A 15906-nucleotide genomic window follows, 5' to 3' on the forward strand; every position below is an offset into this window, starting at 1 on the left:
CCGGGCGCTCTTCGTGCTGCGGTTCCTGCTGCGCTTCTTGCTGCGCCTCTTGATGGTCCGTCAGTTGATGCGCACGAAGGCCCCCTTGAGGACGGCCTCGGCCCCGCCGTCCACGGTGACCGCCGTCGTGCCGCGCACGTTCACCGAACCGCCGCGCACGTTCACCTCGCCGGTGCCCGCGTCCAGGGTGATGCCGGAGGAGGTCAGGCGCACCGTGCTGCCCGCCCCGCCGACCCCGCCGTGCACGGTCAGCAGGATCTCCCCGCGCTGCTGGTCCAGCCGGACCTCCAGCTTCCCGTCGCCGCTGGCCAGCCGGACCCCGGAGCTGCCGCCCGGAACGTCCAGCAGTTCCAGCCGGTGACCCGAACGGGACACCACGGAACGGCGGTTGACCTTGCCGGCGGTCGCGTCGACCAGCGGCACGTCGTGCGGCGAGGGCCGGTCCACGCCGTTGTAGAGCCCGCCCAGCACGTACGGGCTGTCCAGGTCGCCCTGTTCGAAGCCCACCAGCACCTCGTCGTTGACCTCCGGGCTGACCACGCCGCCGCCCCCGTGGCCGCCCCACTGCACGGTGCGCACCCAGTCGGAGACGTAACTGTCGTCCAGCCAGGGGAACTTCAACCGGACCCAGCCGCGCTGGTCGGCGCCCGGCTCCCGGACGTCGGTGACCACGGCGACGGCCAGGCCCGGCATCCGCGGGCCGCGCGGCGGCGCGTTGCCGCCGGTCGCCAGCCCGGCCAGCGAACGGTCCGGCGAGGTGCTGACCACCACCGTGGTGCGGTAGCCGCGGAACGGCTCCAGCAGGTGCCGCACCCCGGTGGCGGTGTAGCGGCCGGAGAAGGCCGCGCCGACGTTCCCCAGCGCGACGGCGGTGCCCGCCCGCAGCCGCGGGTTCCCCTCGGCCACCACCTCCAGTTCGCCGAAGCCCCCGGCCACCGAGGCGGCCAGCGAACGGGCGACGGCGGCGGTCTCCGCCTGGGTGCGGTACGGGGTGTCGGCGACGGTCAGCCGGGCCCGGCCGGGGAAGGCCGAGGCCACCACCGAGGGGCTCAGCCCCGGCAGCACGGTCGTCGAGGCGACCGACGGCTCGGTGGCGACCAGGGCGCTCTTGGTGGTGACGTTCCAGCCGCGCGCCTCGACCGTGTCCGCCCCGGCCGCGCCGGTCAGCACCCCGCGCAGCTCCAGCAGGTTGCGCCCGTACTCCAGCACCAGCGGGTTCTGCGGCGCGGGCGTGCTCGGCGCCGGCGCCGAGGAGGCGGGCTGCGGCCGGACGAACTCCAGCTTGCCGTCGTCGTCCACCCGTACCTGCGCGCCGCTCTCCTGCGCCAGGAACTGCAGGAACTCCCAGTCCGGCACGTTCGCCTGGGACAGCTGCTGGTGCACCACCGGGAAGGAGTCGACCTGCCCGCAGGCCAGGCCGGCGCCGGCGGCGACCTCGCGCACGATGTCGGCGGTGGTCATGTTCCGGAAGGCCTTCACCCGGCGCCCGCGCATCAGCCGGTGGGTCACCGCCGCCGCCCGCACCACCGTGTACGAGCCCGTGGTGTCCACCTCCAGCTCCAGCGCCGTCACCTCCCCGGTGAACAGCCGCGCCCGGGTGTTGCCCTGGACGGTCACCACGGAGACCCGCAGCGCGGTGCCGATGGTGATCCCGGTCGCGGAGAGGAAGGTGTGGTCGGCGTCCCGGAAGCTCAGCACCGCCGTGTCCGGCAGGCCGACGCTCTCCTCGATGTCGCAGGAGACCAGCTGCGCCGCCCACACCGGCGGCAGCGGCCCCGGCGCCTCGACGACGGGATCCGCGGCGAACGGCCGGCCGCCCCGGGCCTCGGGCGTGGTCACGCCGCACCGCCCCGGGTCAGCTCGTCGATGCCCGGCACGATCAGCTCCGCGCCCGGGACCAGCACCAGCGGGTCGTCGATGCCGTTCGCCTCCGCGATGGTCCGCCAGGCCGTCGCGTCCCCGTACGCCCGCCAGGCCAGCAGCGGCAGGCTGTCGCCCGCGATCACCCGGTGGGTGCTGCGGGCCTCCGGGGAGCCGGAGGTCGGGTTCTGCCCGGCCGGGTCCACGCTCGCCTCGTCGATGGAGAGCGAACAGACCGCGCGCAGCGGGTTGCCGTCCACGTCGAAGAGCGTGTACGTGACGGACAGGCCGGTCAGCACCCCGTTGAACGAGGTCGTCTTCAAGGTGCCCCAGTCCAGCCGGATCCACGGGCTGGCCGGGGTCTTGCGCGCCAGGCTCGTCGGGGTCGGCACGCAGGCCGTCATCAGCTGCTCCACCGCCCGCTCCACCGAGTTGTCGTGGGTCGCGGTCGAGTCCAGGAACACGTCCAGGGAGAGCGAGCGCGGGCCGCTGCCGACGAACTCCGGCAGCGCCGACTGGCCCGCCATCCGGGACGGCGTGCGCCGCCACTCGGTGGACTTGCGCAGCACCAGGGTCGCCGGGTTGAACTGGAGCGGGAGCCGCGCGATCGCACCGCCGGGCTGGGCGCCGACGGTGGCCGGCGGCTCCATGATGGTCAGTTGCGCCCGGGTGACGCTCGCGGGGACCGCCGACGACATCTGGCTGCTCCTTGGGTCTTGGAGAGGGGAAGGGGGGTGAGGGGTGGCGCTCAGGACGGGCGCAGGCCCGCGTGGGCGATCTCCAGGGACTCCATGGCCGGTTGCGAGCTCGACGGGTCGAAGGACGGCCCGTCCCACCGCACCGGGACGATCCCGAGCACCTGCCAGCCGACGATCCGGCTCAGGTCCGGCCGCAGCGCCACGATCTCGCCGTCCTTCGGCTCGACCTTCCGCACGATCTCGTTCAGCCACCGGGCGATCTTGGCGGTGTCCGCGGTGACCGCGCGGCTCAGCGTGATGTTCGTCCAGGTGATGCGGCCCGGCAGTTGCCAGGCGAACCCGTTGTTGCCGCCCTCCGCGTACTGCTCGATCTCGACCTGCGCGCCGAGCCCCGAACAGGTGGTGAACTCGCCCAGGTCGTTCCCGCCGATCGTCAGGCTGAAGAACACACTGCTCGCGAAGATGTTGTCGGTCATCGGCCCCGCCTCCTGCTGTGCTGCTGCTCACGGTCTACGTCGATCCGGTCCCCCGGCGGCCGTCCGGCCCCGGCGCGCGCTCAACGGCGCAGGTCGTACGGCTTCCCGGCCCGCTCCCGGCCCCTGCGCAGCTCGGTGCGCAGCAGGCGGCCGACCGGTTCGACCAGGCGCCGGGCCAGTTCGTCCAGGTCACCGGGTGCGGCGTGGTCGGGCTTGTCGGGGTCCTCGGCCGCCGTGGCGCCCTTCCCCGCACTGCCCGTCCCCGCGCCGCCGGGCGGCCGTTGCCCACCGGGCTGACCGGTGCCCGACGGGGCCGCCTGCACGGTGGTCGGCCGGCGCGCCGGGACGGCGGTCAACGGCACCCCCACCAGCCCCGCCTGCTCGGCCACCCGCTGCAACACCTGTGCCGTACCGGGCATGGAACGGTGGGCGGCGGGCGGCGGGGACTGGACGAACGAGGCGCTCCCGGATCCGACGGACTGCGCGGCCCGGGGCGCTGCACCGGGTGCCACGGACCGGGACACGACCGGCGACCGCACCGCGAGCGGCTGGGCCTGGGTCTGGGTCTGGCTCTGGGCCGGCGGCAGCGGGCCGGGCGCGCCCGGCAGCCGCTGGAGCGAAGGGACCACCGGCAGCGCGGGCGCTGCGGGCGGTGCGGGTCGGACGGGCTGCGCAGGTCGGACGGGCTGTGCGGCGCCCACCGGCGCGGCCGCCCCTTGCGGCGACGACCCGGCTGCCGCCGCAGGCCACTGGGCGCGCTGGACGACCGGCGAGGGCGCGCCGGAGGACAGCGGCGAGGCGGCCCGTGGGAGCGCCTGGACACCCGGCGGCGCGAGGCGGACCACGGGCACCGGCGCCGACGCGGCCGACCGGCCGCCGGCCCACCCGTCGGACCGGGCTCCGGATCGGGCTCCGGACCGGGCACCGGGCTGCGGACGGCCGGACAACGACCGGGCGGCAGCGAGGCGTTGGACAGTCGCAGGACTGTGGCCACCACCTCCCTGCGGCTGCTGCGCCACGGGCACCGCGCCGCGCGGCCGTTCGGACCGGACGGGTGAGGGGCCGTCGGCGGACGCCGCAGTCGGTGCGGCGTCGCCGGGCGCTGAACTCCTCTGCGCGGAAGGGCGATCGACCACCGCCCGGCCACCCCGGTGTTCGGGTGAACGCCGGGAGCGCAGCCGCTGCACCGCCGTCGCCACCGCGTGCCCGACGCCCCCGCCGGACGGACGCCCGGCGGCCACGACACCCTCTCGCGGCTGTGCCACCGGCTGCCCGGCGTCGGCAGTCCGACCGCCCCCGGGGCTCGTCCCGCGCCGGGGAGCGACAGCCCCCCGGCTCTCCCGCGGCGACGCAGTCGACAGCGACCGTGCCGCGGCCGTCACATCCTGCTCCGGCTCCGAATCCGTCCGGCGCGCACGGGCGTTGGGCCAGGCCACCGGAACCACCGGCGGGGCGGCGGGTACCGCAGCGGCCCCCGACCGGGCACCGCCGCCGCCCGCGAGGGGCACCGACGCCGCCGCCAGGGCGACCGCCATCGGACGCTCCCCGATCAACCCACGCCTCCGGGCGGTGGATTGGACGGCCCGCTGCACGCCCAGGCCGCCTCCGGCCGGACGGGCCGGAACCACCGGGCCGCCGCCGACACGTCCGGCTGCACGCGGCTCCGCGACGGGGCCGGATCCAGCAGTCGGGGAACCAGTTGACGCTGCGTCAATCATGCTCAAGGAAACTGGCGTTGAGGCTGGTGCACTGACCGTGCGCTGCACGGGCGCACCCCCACCGGCGGCGGGCGCGCTCGGCCCACCGCCTCCTGGCAGGGCGACCGAGCCCCGCCGGACCCGCCGCCGCCCACCGGCCGACGAACCGGCAGCGCCTGCGGCTGCCGCCGTCGGCGGCATCGCGTCGAGGGGCGCGCCCAGGCCCGAGCGCGGCCGCGCCGGGGCCTGGGTCGGAGTCGGAGCCTGGGCCGGGATCGGAGTCGGAGCCGGGGTCGGCGCTTGCGCCCGAGCCGGGGTCGAAGCCGGGGCTCGGAGCGGGATCGCGGTTGGGCGCGAAGGCACCCGGGACGCTCGTTCGGCGGTCGGTGAGGACGGCGCACGCTGGACGGTTGCCCCGCCGACGGGCCCGGGCCCGGGCCCGCTCCCACGCGCCGCCCGCTCACCGCTCCCGGCCTCCCCGCCACCCGTGACTCCGGGCTCGGCGCGAACCACCGGCATGGCCGGGGCACCCGGTGCGGGCTCGGTCGTCCGGCGAGCGGACGCAGCCAGGGGCGCCGCGCTCGCGGGCAGCGCCGTCAAGGGCGCGCCGAGCACCGGACGGGCCGGTGCGTCACCACGAGTCGCCGCGGCCCGCTGCACGGCCACGTGGGCGGCGCCGCCCGGGCCCGACGGCGCCGTCCGGGCCGCCGACCCGGTGCGCTCGGGCACCCGCCCGGCACGGGCCGACTCCTCCGCCGCGACTACCGGCTGGGACTCTTCAACAGCAGGGCTCGACACGCCGCCGACGACGTCCGGCGTGGCCCCGCTCCGCCGCCCCGGAACGGCCGCCACCGGCCGTACGGTCAGCAACCGGGGGCGCCGCGCCACGGTCAGCGGTGCGCTGACGGCCCGCGGTCGCACCGCACGCTGAACGGCCGGGCCTGCCACGCCGTTCCGACGCGGCACCCCGGCGGGCGTCTCCGACTCCCGGGCCGTACGGCCCGTCGTACCGGCGGGCGTCTCCACGGCTCCGGCCTCGCCGGGCACGGTTGCCGCACCCGCCACCGGACCGGCACCGCCCGACGGACCCGGCACCGCAGCCCCGGCCCGCCGATCGGCGCCACCCGTCCGCACTGTGCGGGCCCCAGCCCCGGCCGACCGTACGGGCAACTGCCGCAGCCGGACGGACCGTTGGACGGGCCCGGCCCGCCGCCGATCCGCCCGCGCGGACGGCTCGGCCGACCCCGGCGAGTCCTGCGACTCCGCCGGCCCGGCCGCCACCGCACCCGCCGTCGGCCGCAGGACGAGCTCGTCCCCGGCGCCGGCGGTCACCGACGGACGGCCCGGCACCGCGACGGCCCGCAGGATGCCCGCCGGGGCGGAGGGCAGCACGGAGTGGCCGAGCGGTCCGCTCAGCGAAGGGTCCTGCCAGGCGGAGAGCCGGGAGCGGAACGCCAGGCCGTCGCTGACGCCGCGCGGCGACGCCCCGGCGAGGGTGGGGACCAGCGGCGCCACGGCGCGCCAGCCCCCGTCCCCGGCCGCCGGTCGCGGCCGCGCGACCCCGGCGGTACCGGCAGCCGAACCCGAGCCCGAGGTCGCGTCGGATCCCGACCGCGAACCCGACCCCGGATCAACCCCGGCGCCGGACCCGCCGCGCCGCCGCCCGATCCAGTCCCGCAGCCCCACCCCCGTCACCCACCCTCACTGATGCGGGAGTTGAGCCGCGCGACCTCGCGCACCCACTGCCCGCGCTCGTAGTGGGTCAGGTCGAGGAGGTCCTCCCGCGACCAGTGGAGGTGGTAGGCGATGTACGCGATCTCCTCGTACAGCCGAGCAGGCGCGTACGTCACGATTCCCCCAGGCGCCCACCGGCGAGGTCGACCTCGAAGGCGCCGTCGCAGTGCGGGCAGGTCACGGCGGCGCGCGTGTGGCCTTCGCTGTTGATCCGCTGGTAGAGGTCCTGGAGGAAGGCCACGTCGGTGGCGTACATCCGCTCGACGATGCCCGTGTGCACCTCGGCGAGGTCGCCCAGCCTGGTGATCACGTGGCTGAGCAGCACCACGCTGAGGTAGGCCGGGTTCTCCTTGACCCGCAGGTCGATCTGCGGCATCAGTTCGTCGCGCGCGGTCGCCAGGCGCATGGCGCCGTGGCGGTGCACGGTGCCGTCGTCGTCGACGTAGCCGAGCGGCAGCTCGAACTCGAACTCGGTGTGCGGGGACTGCCGCCGGGGCGGCCCGGCCGGCCCCGCCTGCCCCGGGGCCGCCTGCTGCGGCGCGGGGTTCTGCGGGGCCGGGGCGCCTTCCAGCAGTTCCTCAAGGCCGATCTTGCGCCTCACTCGACCCGGATCTCCTCGAACACGATGGTCACCGTCTCGGTCGCGGCGCTGGACTCGCCCGCGCTGAGCGTGGGGCCCTCCCAGCGGCTCGCCCAGGCGTTGGTGAGCTGGATGCGGCGCAGGGTGGCCCCGGTGGTGTCCTTGACCTCGATGGTGAGGTTCTGCCGGGCGGTGTTGATCGCCCCGTTGTTGAGGGTCTCCTTGATCCAGTCCGTGAACGCGCCGCTCTTGTCCAGGCCGCGGGTGATGGTCACCTCGCCGGGCAGTCGGGCGCCGGGCTGCTTGCGGACGATCAGCTTGCCCTCTTGGGTCACCTGCTTGTACTCGACGACGTCCTGTTCGACCGTCAGGTTGCTGATCTCCTTGACGGACTCGACGTTGTAGCCGCCGAGTTGGACGCCGAATATGTGTGTGGAGAGCGGATCGCCTTCAGCCATGGCGTGTGGTCACCTTCCGATGTGTGTCGACAGTGGGGCCGGCGGGTGGGTCTGCGGTGGGGCCGCGACTCACTCGTCGAGGAGGCTGGTGCTGTCGGAGAACTGGGCCAGCCGGAACACCACGAACTCGGCCGGCTTCACCGGGGAGACACCGATCTCGCAGATCACCTGTCCGAGGTCGATGGACTCGGGCGGGTTGTTGTCACGGTCGCACTTGACGTAGAAGGCCTCGGCCGCGGTCTGGCCGAACAGCGCCCCGCGCCGCCACTCCTCGGTGAGGAAGGCGGTGATGTTCCGCCGGATGCTGGACCACAGCCGGTCGTCGTTGGGTTCGAAGACCACCCACTGGGTCCCCAGGAGGATGGACTCCTCCAGGTAGTTGAAGAGCCGACGCACGTTGAGGTAGCGCCAGGCCGGGTCGGAGGAGAGGGTGCGGGCGCCCCAGATCCGGATGCCGCGGCCGGGGAACGCCCGGACGCAGTTGACGCCGATCGGGTTCAGCAGGTCCTGTTCGCCCTTGCTGAGCCGCAGTTCGAGGTCGACGGCGCCGCGGATGACCTCGTTGGCGGGCGCCTTGTGGACCCCGCGTTCGGCGTCGCTGCGCGCCCACACCCCGGCCGCGTGGCCGCTCGGCGGCACCAGCACGTTGCGGCCGGTGGCCGGGTCGAAGACCTTGATCCACGGGTAGTAGAGCGCGGCGTAGCGGGAGTCGAAGCCGGCCTCGTCCTGGCGCCAGGTGCGCATCCGCTGGGCGTTGAGGCCGGGCGGCGGGTCCAGCACGGCGATCCGGTCGCCCATCTGCTCGCAGTGCGAGATCACCGCGAGCTGGACGGTGCGCAGGCCCTCGTCGTCGAGGTCACCGCGCTGGTAGGCGCTCATCAGGTCGGGCACCGCGACCATGGTGATCTCGTCGATCGCCTCCAGGCCGGAGAAGCCGGTGCGGGCGGCCGCGTCGCCGACGTACTCGGCCGGGTCCAGCCGGGTGCCGGCGGCCGCCACCGGGCCGGTCGCGGGGGCCGGGGCGGCGGCGAGCGCGTGGCTGCGGCGCTCGGGGCGGCTCGGCGCGGTGCCGGGCTGCTCGGCGACGGCGACCAGCTTGGACTCGCGCAGCTGGGTGACGACGTAGCCCTTGGTGTTCTTCCGGGTGGAGACGTCGTAGCTCTCGGCGACCTCGGCGCCCCGGCGGACGATCAGCCGGAACCGGTCGTCGGGGACGTTCTCGCCCTCGGCGTCGGCGACCTCGACGGACACCTCGCCGCCCGCGCCGGGCAGGGCCGACAGCAGGAAGCCGCCGATCTCCACCGGCGGGGCCGCCGCGACGGCCGGGGCGGGGGCGCCGCCGGGGACCTGCCGCGCCGGGTCGCCGATCCGCACGACGTAGGCGGAGCCGCCGCCGTTGGCGAAGAACCCGTACACCGCGTGCGCCAGGTAGGTGCCCTCGGTGAACGCACCGAACCGCTGGACGTACTGGTCCCAGTTGGTCACCAGCGTGGGCTCGTGGAAGGGGCCGCTGCCGGCGAAGCCGACGAAGGCGGCGACGGCCGTGCCGACGCCCTCGATCGGCCGGGCACCGGACTGCACCTCCTCCACGTACACGCCCGGGGTCAGGTACGACGGCATACGCGCTCCTCCAGATGACCGGTCCTTGGTCTCACTCGCCCCCGAGTCTGCGTCCGGGGCCGCGCCCGGGGACAGGTCCCCGGGGTCAAGATCGGGGGCAGGATGACTGCCCCGGCGGGCACGGCCGAGTGCGCCCGGCGGCCCCCGGACGCTCCGGTCACGTACGCCCGCCGGTCACGTACGCCCGCCGGGCCCGGACCGTTCCGGTCAGGTACGCCCGCCGGCCCCCGGAGGCTCCGGGGCGGGGCGCAACCGCTCCAGCCACGGCCCGAACTCGCTCTCCAGCACCAGCCGGCCGAGCTTGCGGTACTCCCCGACCACCGCGGCGACCAGCTGGGCCATGCCCAGCGGGGTGCCCGCCCCGGCGGCCAGGTAGGCCGCGGAGACGGCGCAGGCCCGGATCGAGCCGCCGGTGAGCTCGAAGTGCTCGGCGCAGTAGTCCAGGTCGAGGTCGTCGCCGCGGGGCAGGGCCGGTCCGAGGCAGCGGTCCCAGAGCAGCCGGCGCTGCGCCCGGTCGGGCAGCGGGAACTCGGCGATGACGTCCAGCCGCCGGGTGAACGCCTCGTCGAGGTTGGCGCGCAGGTTGGTGGTGAGCAGCGCGATCCCGTCGAAGGACTCCATCCGCTGGAGCAGGTACGCGGTCTCCACGTTGGCGTGCCGGTCGTGGGCGTCCTTGACCTGCGCGCGCTTGCCGAACAGCGCGTCCGCCTCGTCGAACAGCAGGACGCCGTTGACCTGGGCGGCCTCGGTGAAGATCCGTTCCAGGTTCTTCTCGGTCTCGCCGATGTACTTGTCCACCACGGTGGAGAGGTCCACCACGTACAGCTCCATGCCGAGTTCGGCGGCGACCACCTCGGCCGACATGGTCTTCCCGGTGCCGGACTCCCCGGCGAACAGGGCGAGCACGCCGTTGCCGCGGCCGCCGCCGGGGCGCATCCGCCACCGGCCGAGCACCTGCTCGCGGTGCCGGGCGCGCAGCACCAGTTCGCGCAGCCGGTCGGCGGTGGGGTCGGGCAGCACCAGGTCGGGCCAGCCGACGGCGGGCTCGATCCGGCGGGCCAACCGGGCCAGCCCGGCGGCGTTCTGCGCCCGGACGGCGGTCCGCAGGTCCTCGGCGCGCACCGGGCGGCGCTCGGCGGCGGCCGTCCGGGCGGCAACCGAGGCGGCCCGCGCCAGCTTCTCCCGGTCCACCCGGTAGGCGGCCACCGTCTCGGCCAGACCGTCCGTCAGCTCCTCGTCCAGCGGTGTCCCGGCGGCGGCCAGCGCGCGGGCCCACTGCGCGGCGCGGCCGTCGGCGTCCGGCGGCGGGGCGGTGACCACCACGGGACTCTCCCGCGACCAGGCCGGGTCCCACACCAGCGGGCCGTGCACGATCAGCGGGACGGCGGCGAGTTCCGCGCACAGCTCGCGCAACAGCGCGGCCCGCTCGGGGCGTTCGGGCTCCAGCCGGTCCAGCGGACCGAGCACCACCCCGCCCCCGGCCAGCCGGGCCTCGCGGGCGAGCACCCGTACCGTGGCCCCCGGCGGGCGGGCGGCCAGCGCGGCGGCGTCGACGACCAGCGGCGGACGGCCGTCGGCGGCGAGCGCGGCCACCGCGAGCGGGCCGGCGTGGCCGCCCCGGTCCAGCAGGTGGACGGCTCCGCCGCCCGCCGCCGTCGCGGCCGCGCGCAGCCGGTCGACGGCCTGCGCCTCGGCGGGGGTGAGCGCCCCGGCCGGGGCCATCGGTCGGGCCCGGTCGGCCGGGTCGGCGCGGCGGGCCAGCCCGGCGAGGGCGTCGTCCGGTTCGTCCTCGCCGAGCAGGTGGGCCGTCACCCGGTCGGGCACCCGCAGGGTGCGGGAGAGCAGCGGGCGGTCCGGTTCGGTGAGTTCCAGCAGGCCCCCGGCGATCAGCGGGGACCGCGCGGCGAACCGGAAGCGGCCGGCCCCGGCCCCGGGCAGCCCGCACAGGTCGAGGGCCAGCCCGACGGTCGCCCGGCGGCGGGTCAGGTCGTCGTTGAGGTAGCCGTAGAGCTGCTCGAAGCGGGGGTCGAGGTCGGGGGCGAGGGCGACCAGCAGCAGGTCGAGGTCGACCGGGAGCAGCCCGAAGGCGGCGCCGAGCCGGGCCAGCCGGGAGCCGGGCGGCGGGGCGGGCGCGTCCTGGCCGGCCGGCGTGCCGTGGCCGGTGGCCACGGCGGCGGAGGCCAGGATCCGTTCGACCGCCTCCGGGCCGAGGTACTGGCCGCGGTACGGGTCGTCCGGGTCCGGGTCGTCGGCCCGGCGCTCGCGCACCGCGGTGCGGACCCGCTGCTCGACCCGGTGCAGGCGTTCCCACAGGTGGCCGTTGTCGTGGCCGTGACCGTCCCCGTTGTCGGGGCCGGGCGGGGCCCCGGGCACCGCCAGGGCGAGGTCCGGGCTCACCTGATCCCACCCCCGCTGCTCCCGCCCTTGTTGCTCCCACCCCTGCTGCGGCGGCCGGGCGGCAGGGCGCGGTCGCGCGGAGCGGCGAAGCCCTCCGCCCCGGGGTCGCCGGCGGTGTCGCGGTAGCGCAGCCGACGGCCGGGGTCGACGGCGGGCGACTCGGCCGTGTGCGAGGTGTCCACGGCGTGCACCACCAGCCCCTCGGTGACGGGCGGTCCGGCGGGGGTGAGCGGCCCGGCGAGCGGGGCGAGCACCCGCAGGTCGATCGAGGGCCGCAGTTCCCCGCCGAGCGCGGACCAGACGTCGGAGACCGACGGCAGGCCGGTGTCGCGTCCGGCGATGTCCAGGCCGACGGTGAGTCCGAGCCGGGCGAGCGTGCCGGTGAGCAGCCGGGCGGGCAGCGCGTCGACGGCGGTCAGGCACTGCAGCACCTCGGCCAGCAGCCGGTGTTCGTCCTGCGGTCGGTTGGTCCAGACGGTGACCAGGTAGGCCAGTTCGAACCAGCGCGGCGCGGCGCGGTGGCCGAGCACCAGGCCGTCGGCGTCGTGTTCGGCGACGGCGCCGGCCTGGCGGCGCCCGGTGTCCTCGCGGACGTCGTACAGGAAGACGCTGACGGTGGGCGCGGTGCGCCGGGCCGCCAGGTCGCGGGTGGGCGCGTCGAGGACGACCTCGACGCCGCGCTCGGGCAGTCCGGCCTCGGCGAGCAGCAGCCGCAGCGCCTCGTCGACTTCGTGGATCACCGCCGCTCCACCTCCCCGGCCGGCCCCTGCCCCTGCACGGGAAGTCGACCGGGCCGACGTCCCGTGCCCGCCATCTCACGCCTCACCAGCGCTCCACCCTCTCCGTGCACAGCACACCACCGCCTCCGGCCTCACACCCGCACGGGAAGTCGGCCGGGCCGACGTCCCGTGCGGCCACGGCGTCCTCCGGGCTCACCGCCGGTCCACCTCTCCCGGCGGGCCGATGCTGCCCTCGACCACCAGGAAGGGCGTGGTGACCGGGGAGAAGCCGGGGCCGTCGGCCGTGATGGTGCGCGGGCCGGTCTCGTCCTTGGGCAGGATGAGCAGCTGGCCCGCGAAGGTCCCGTCCGCCTTGGGGTACGTGGGCGCGGCGGCGGCGGTGATGCCGGGGTTCCAGGTGAAGCGGACGGGGGCGCCGGGCGGGAAGTCCACGCCGCGCACGGAGGTCACGAAGCCGGGCTTGCCGATCGGCGGCACCGCGACGATCCGCGGCTGGACGACCCGCAGCGGGGTGCTGGCCCGGTGCGGGCCGGGTGTGGCGTCGGTGCCGGTGGTGGTCAGTTCGGCGGTGACGGTGGTGTCCAGCACCGCGACGGGCGAGAGCACCACCCGGACCACCTGGCTGCGCCCCGGGCGCAGGTCGGCCAGAGCGCAGTTGCCGGCCCGGCAGCCGGGCGGCAGCGCCTCGGTGGGCACGCCGGCGGGCAGGCCGAGGGTGAGCCGCAGGCCGGTGGCGAGGGCCTGGCCGGTGTTGCGCACGGTGTAGCTGACGGTCACGTGGCCGCCGACGTAGCCGGGGGTCGGCTGGGCGTCGACCGCGACGGTGGGGCCGGCCTGCGGCGGTGCGGGGGCCGGCGGCGGGGGCGCGGGGGCGGGCGTGCTGCTCGGGGTGGTCGGCGCGGGGGTCGGGGTCGCGGTCGGCGTGGGTGTCGGGCTGGGCGAGGCGGTGGGGCTCGGGGTCGGCGTGGGCGCGCTCAGCACCGGCAGAACCGTTTCGGCCGAGTCGTTCTCCGGGTTCGGGTCGACGACCGTCCCGGTGACGCTCCAGCCGAACGGCTGGTCACCGGTGCGGGTGCCGATCAGGGTGGCGGTCACCCGCACCTCGGCGCCCGGAGCCAGGGTGCCGAGTTCGCAGCGCAGCGCGGCCGCGTCGCACGTCCCGACGGGCGTGGTGAGCCTGCCGAGCCGGGCGCCGGTCGGCACGGAGGCGGTGAGGACGGTGCCCGGTGAGGCCGCCGGCCCGCGGTTGGTCACGGTGACGGTGACGTCGGTGCTGCCCTCGACCGGCACGGCCGGGGTGCGCGGCGGCGCGCTCAGCGCCAGGTGGACGGACTGCTGGACGGCCGGTTCCTTCTGCCGTCCGGGCAGCCGCCGGTCGAGCGGGGTGAGCTTGCCGCTGGCGAGGTCGTAGGTGCCCAGCCCCTCCGGGGAGTTGGGCGGCAGGGCCCGGCGGGAGGTGAGCACCAGCTGGGCGCCGTTCGGCGTCCAGGCGGCGTCCCGCGGCTGGTACGGGCCGGTGGCGGAGGTGTCGGGCAGCGGCCGGGTGCAGGCGCCCTTGTCGTCGCGCAGCCCGGCAGGCAGCAGCACCGTGCAGTCGGTGCCGGTGGGCGAGGTGACCAGGAGGCCGTCCTGCCGGTTGTTGCCGCCGTCGCCGGCCTTGCGGTTGAAGGCGAGGCGCCGGCCGTCGGGCGAGAACACCGGGCTGTCGTCGATCACGTTGCAGCTGCCGGGGCAGGCCGCCCGGCTGAGGTCGCGCTGGCGGGTGAGGTCGTCGGCGGCGACCGTCCAGACGTGCAGGTTGCCGGGGTTGCCGTTGACGACGGCGGTCCGGGAGAAGGCGATCAGCTTGCCGTCGGGGGACCAGAACGGCTCGCCGTCGGAGGCGCCCGGCTGGTCGGCGGGCGGCTGGACGGTGCCGACGATCGCGCCGGTGGCCACCTGGGCGATCAGCAGCCGACCGGGGCGGGCCGGGGTCTGCCCGGCGGCCGGGGTGCTGCGGCTGAACACGATGAGCCTGCCGTCCGGGGAGAGCGAGGGGTCGGTGTCCCGGTCGGTGGGCCCGCGGCCGGCGAGGTTCAGCGGGTGCGGGTTCGAGCCGTCGGCGTCGGCCTGCCAGATCCGCTGGATCCGCCCGGCCGGGGAGTCCTCGTAGCGGGTGACGACGAGCTGTCGGCCGTCGGGCGTGTAGCTCTGGCGCTCGTACCAGGGGTCGTAGCCGGGGCGGGGGTGGAAGAGCGGGTCGGCGCCCGGGTCGGGGTTGGTGTTGGTGTCGGCGGCCGGGTCCTCGGTGAGCACGCTGATGCCGAGGTCGCGCGGGTCGGTGCCGTCCTGGTGGACGTCCTGGACGTCGGCGGTGTTGGCGGTGGCGGCGCTGGTCTGCTCGACCACCGGGCCGCCCTCGGCCTGGGTGCCGAGCCAGGTCGGGGTCGAGATCAACCGGTTGGTGCGGTAGAGGAGTTGGGGGTCGGTGCAGTCGCAGGTCGGCGCCCGGTAGAGGTTCACCACGGGCGGCTGGTTCGGGTCGGGCTGCGGGGCCGGGGGCGGGGAGGTGAGCTGGTCGGCACTGAGGAAGAGGACGCCGGTGCCGTCGGCCAGCCAGGCGGCGGAGCCGGTGCGCCAGGTGGAGCCGGTGCCGGGGAAGAACGCCTTGTCGCCGCCGGTGGGCGAGGTGAGCATCAGGGTGCGGCCCTGGTCGCCCTTGTCCCAGGTGTAGACGATCTGGTTGCGGTGGGCGTCGTCGTTCACCGGGTTCCAGGTCGGGTCGACGGCGTCGCCGACGGTCACGTTGGTGATCTTGGCGGGCGCGCCGCCGGCGAACGGCCGCAGGTAGATCTGGCGGTGTGCCGGGTCCCCGGTGCAGGAGTACGCGATCCACTGCCCGTCGGGCGAGACGGTCGGGTGGGTCTCGTCGGCGGCGCCGTCGGTGATCCGGCGCAGCCCGGTGCCGTCCCGGTTGACCGCCCACAGCACGTGCTGGGTGCCGCCGGAGGCGGTGGTCTCCACCGCCTCGAAGACGACGCCCTTGCCGTCCGGGGCGAGTGCGGGGTGGGCGGTGTCCATGCCGTTGGTGAGCCGGCGCACCGCGCCGTTCGCGTCGCGCAGGTAGACCTGGGGCAGCGGGCTGTCCCGCAGGCTGGTGAAGACCAGTTCGCCGCCGCGGGCCGAGGGTTCCTGGTCGAAGTGGACCGGGCCGGGCCCGAACAGCGGGGTGCTGGCGGCGCCGCCGGTCACCCGGCCGAGGCCGCGGTGGTTGGTGCCGGCGTAGACGATCCGCCCGGCGGCCGGGTCCTCGGCGGTGACGGCCGGGGCCGTCCGGCCGGTCGGCGTGACGGGGGCGGAGCCCAGGGTCAGCACGGCGGTCGCCAGCGCGAGCAGCACCGCGACGGCGGCCCGGGCCGGCCGCCGGACGGGGCGGGGGGTGGCGGTGGCGCCGATCACGCTCGACCTCACAGGATGGCAGGGGCGGTCTCCCCCGCAGTCTCACCGGCCCGGGCGCCCGGGAACAGGGCCCGGGCACCCGAGCCGGGGGTAACGGCCGGTGTCCGCAAAGGGCAGGACGCCGCGGTCGCGGGCGCTGGGGCGTGTCTGACCGTTCGCGTCGGATCAGCGCGCGGCGTTGGGGTGCGTGCATCGCAAGGCGGAGGAG

Annotated in this window: 12 protein-coding genes; 1 reads left to right on the forward strand and 11 read right to left on the reverse strand. The window is 76.2% G+C overall.

The annotated features are described in order from the left end of the window. Window positions 1-60: 60 nt before the first annotated feature. From ACFWXO_RS33775 to ACFWXO_RS33790, 4 genes are all read right to left on the reverse strand, one after another. Window positions 61-1839: a VgrG-related protein gene (locus ACFWXO_RS33775; RefSeq protein ID WP_380528752.1), complete on the reverse strand. Its 1779-nt coding sequence runs from the start codon at window positions 1837-1839 to the stop codon at window positions 61-63. Beyond that, window positions 1836-2558 carry a LysM peptidoglycan-binding domain-containing protein gene (locus ACFWXO_RS33780; protein WP_360244219.1) on the reverse strand — a complete coding sequence of 241 codons (723 nt, stop codon included), beginning with the start codon at window positions 2556-2558 and terminating at the stop codon, window positions 1836-1838. Before ACFWXO_RS33780 ends, ACFWXO_RS33775 begins: the two co-directional genes overlap by 4 nt. Before the next feature lie 50 nt (window positions 2559-2608). Next, window positions 2609-3034, reverse strand: coding sequence for a phage tail protein (locus ACFWXO_RS33785; protein ID WP_375893480.1), 426 nt, complete (start codon window positions 3032-3034; stop codon window positions 2609-2611). Between the two features lie 80 nt (window positions 3035-3114). Beyond that, a complete protein-coding gene (locus ACFWXO_RS33790; RefSeq protein ID WP_380528755.1) occupies window positions 3115-3735 on the reverse strand; it encodes a hypothetical protein in 621 nt (206 codons plus the stop codon). A gap of 1513 nt (window positions 3736-5248) precedes the next feature. On the opposite strand from ACFWXO_RS33790, the gene ACFWXO_RS33795 reads away from it, so the two are divergent. Continuing rightward, entirely contained in the window at window positions 5249-5662 is a 414-nt protein-coding gene (locus ACFWXO_RS33795; RefSeq protein ID WP_380528757.1) for a hypothetical protein, read from the forward strand. A 760-nt stretch (window positions 5663-6422) separates the two neighbouring features. Here the strand turns inward: ACFWXO_RS33795 and ACFWXO_RS33800 are convergent. From ACFWXO_RS33800 to ACFWXO_RS33830, 7 genes are all read right to left on the reverse strand, one after another. Further along, on the reverse strand, window positions 6423-6581 hold the full coding sequence (locus ACFWXO_RS33800; RefSeq protein ID WP_380528759.1) for a DUF6760 family protein: 159 nt from the start codon (window positions 6579-6581) through the stop codon (window positions 6423-6425). After that, window positions 6578-7066, reverse strand: a complete 489-nt coding sequence (locus ACFWXO_RS33805; protein WP_375893475.1) for a hypothetical protein — start codon at window positions 7064-7066, stop codon at window positions 6578-6580. The genes ACFWXO_RS33800 and ACFWXO_RS33805 overlap by 4 nt, the downstream gene beginning before the upstream one ends. Then, a complete protein-coding gene (locus ACFWXO_RS33810) occupies window positions 7063-7503 on the reverse strand; it encodes a phage tail protein (RefSeq protein WP_350509413.1) in 441 nt (146 codons plus the stop codon). The genes ACFWXO_RS33805 and ACFWXO_RS33810 overlap by 4 nt, the downstream gene beginning before the upstream one ends. A 69-nt stretch (window positions 7504-7572) precedes the next feature. Continuing rightward, window positions 7573-9123 (reverse strand): phage tail sheath family protein, encoded by a 1551-nt coding sequence (locus tag ACFWXO_RS33815; protein WP_380528762.1) that lies wholly within the window; start codon window positions 9121-9123, stop codon window positions 7573-7575. A 207-nt stretch (window positions 9124-9330) separates the two neighbouring features. Beyond that, window positions 9331-11496: an ATP-binding protein gene (locus ACFWXO_RS33820; protein ID WP_380528768.1), complete on the reverse strand. Its 2166-nt coding sequence runs from the start codon at window positions 11494-11496 to the stop codon at window positions 9331-9333. A 20-nt stretch (window positions 11497-11516) separates the two neighbouring features. Continuing rightward, window positions 11517-12260: a DUF4255 domain-containing protein gene (locus ACFWXO_RS33825; protein ID WP_380528764.1), complete on the reverse strand. Its 744-nt coding sequence runs from the start codon at window positions 12258-12260 to the stop codon at window positions 11517-11519. A 192-nt stretch (window positions 12261-12452) separates the two neighbouring features. Then, window positions 12453-15698, reverse strand: a complete 3246-nt coding sequence (locus tag ACFWXO_RS33830; RefSeq protein WP_380528766.1) for a hypothetical protein — start codon at window positions 15696-15698, stop codon at window positions 12453-12455. Window positions 15699-15906: the final 208 nt, after the last annotated feature.

This window comes from Kitasatospora sp. NPDC059088, assembly GCF_042738155.1.
Taxonomy (GTDB): domain Bacteria; phylum Actinomycetota; class Actinomycetes; order Streptomycetales; family Streptomycetaceae; genus Kitasatospora.

Excerpts from the sequence above, each read along its gene's own strand:
- ACFWXO_RS33780 (WP_360244219.1), bottom strand. The coding sequence starts at position 2,558 with ATGTCGTCGGCGGTCCCCGCGAGCGTCACCCGGGCGCAACTGACCATC.
- ACFWXO_RS33810 (WP_350509413.1), bottom strand. The coding sequence starts at position 7,503 with ATGGCTGAAGGCGATCCGCTCTCCACACACATATTCGGCGTCCAACTC.
- ACFWXO_RS33795 (WP_380528757.1), top strand. The coding sequence starts at position 5,249 with ATGGCCGGGGCACCCGGTGCGGGCTCGGTCGTCCGGCGAGCGGACGCA.
- ACFWXO_RS33785 (WP_375893480.1), bottom strand. The coding sequence starts at position 3,034 with ATGACCGACAACATCTTCGCGAGCAGTGTGTTCTTCAGCCTGACGATC.
- ACFWXO_RS33815 (WP_380528762.1), bottom strand. The coding sequence starts at position 9,123 with ATGCCGTCGTACCTGACCCCGGGCGTGTACGTGGAGGAGGTGCAGTCC.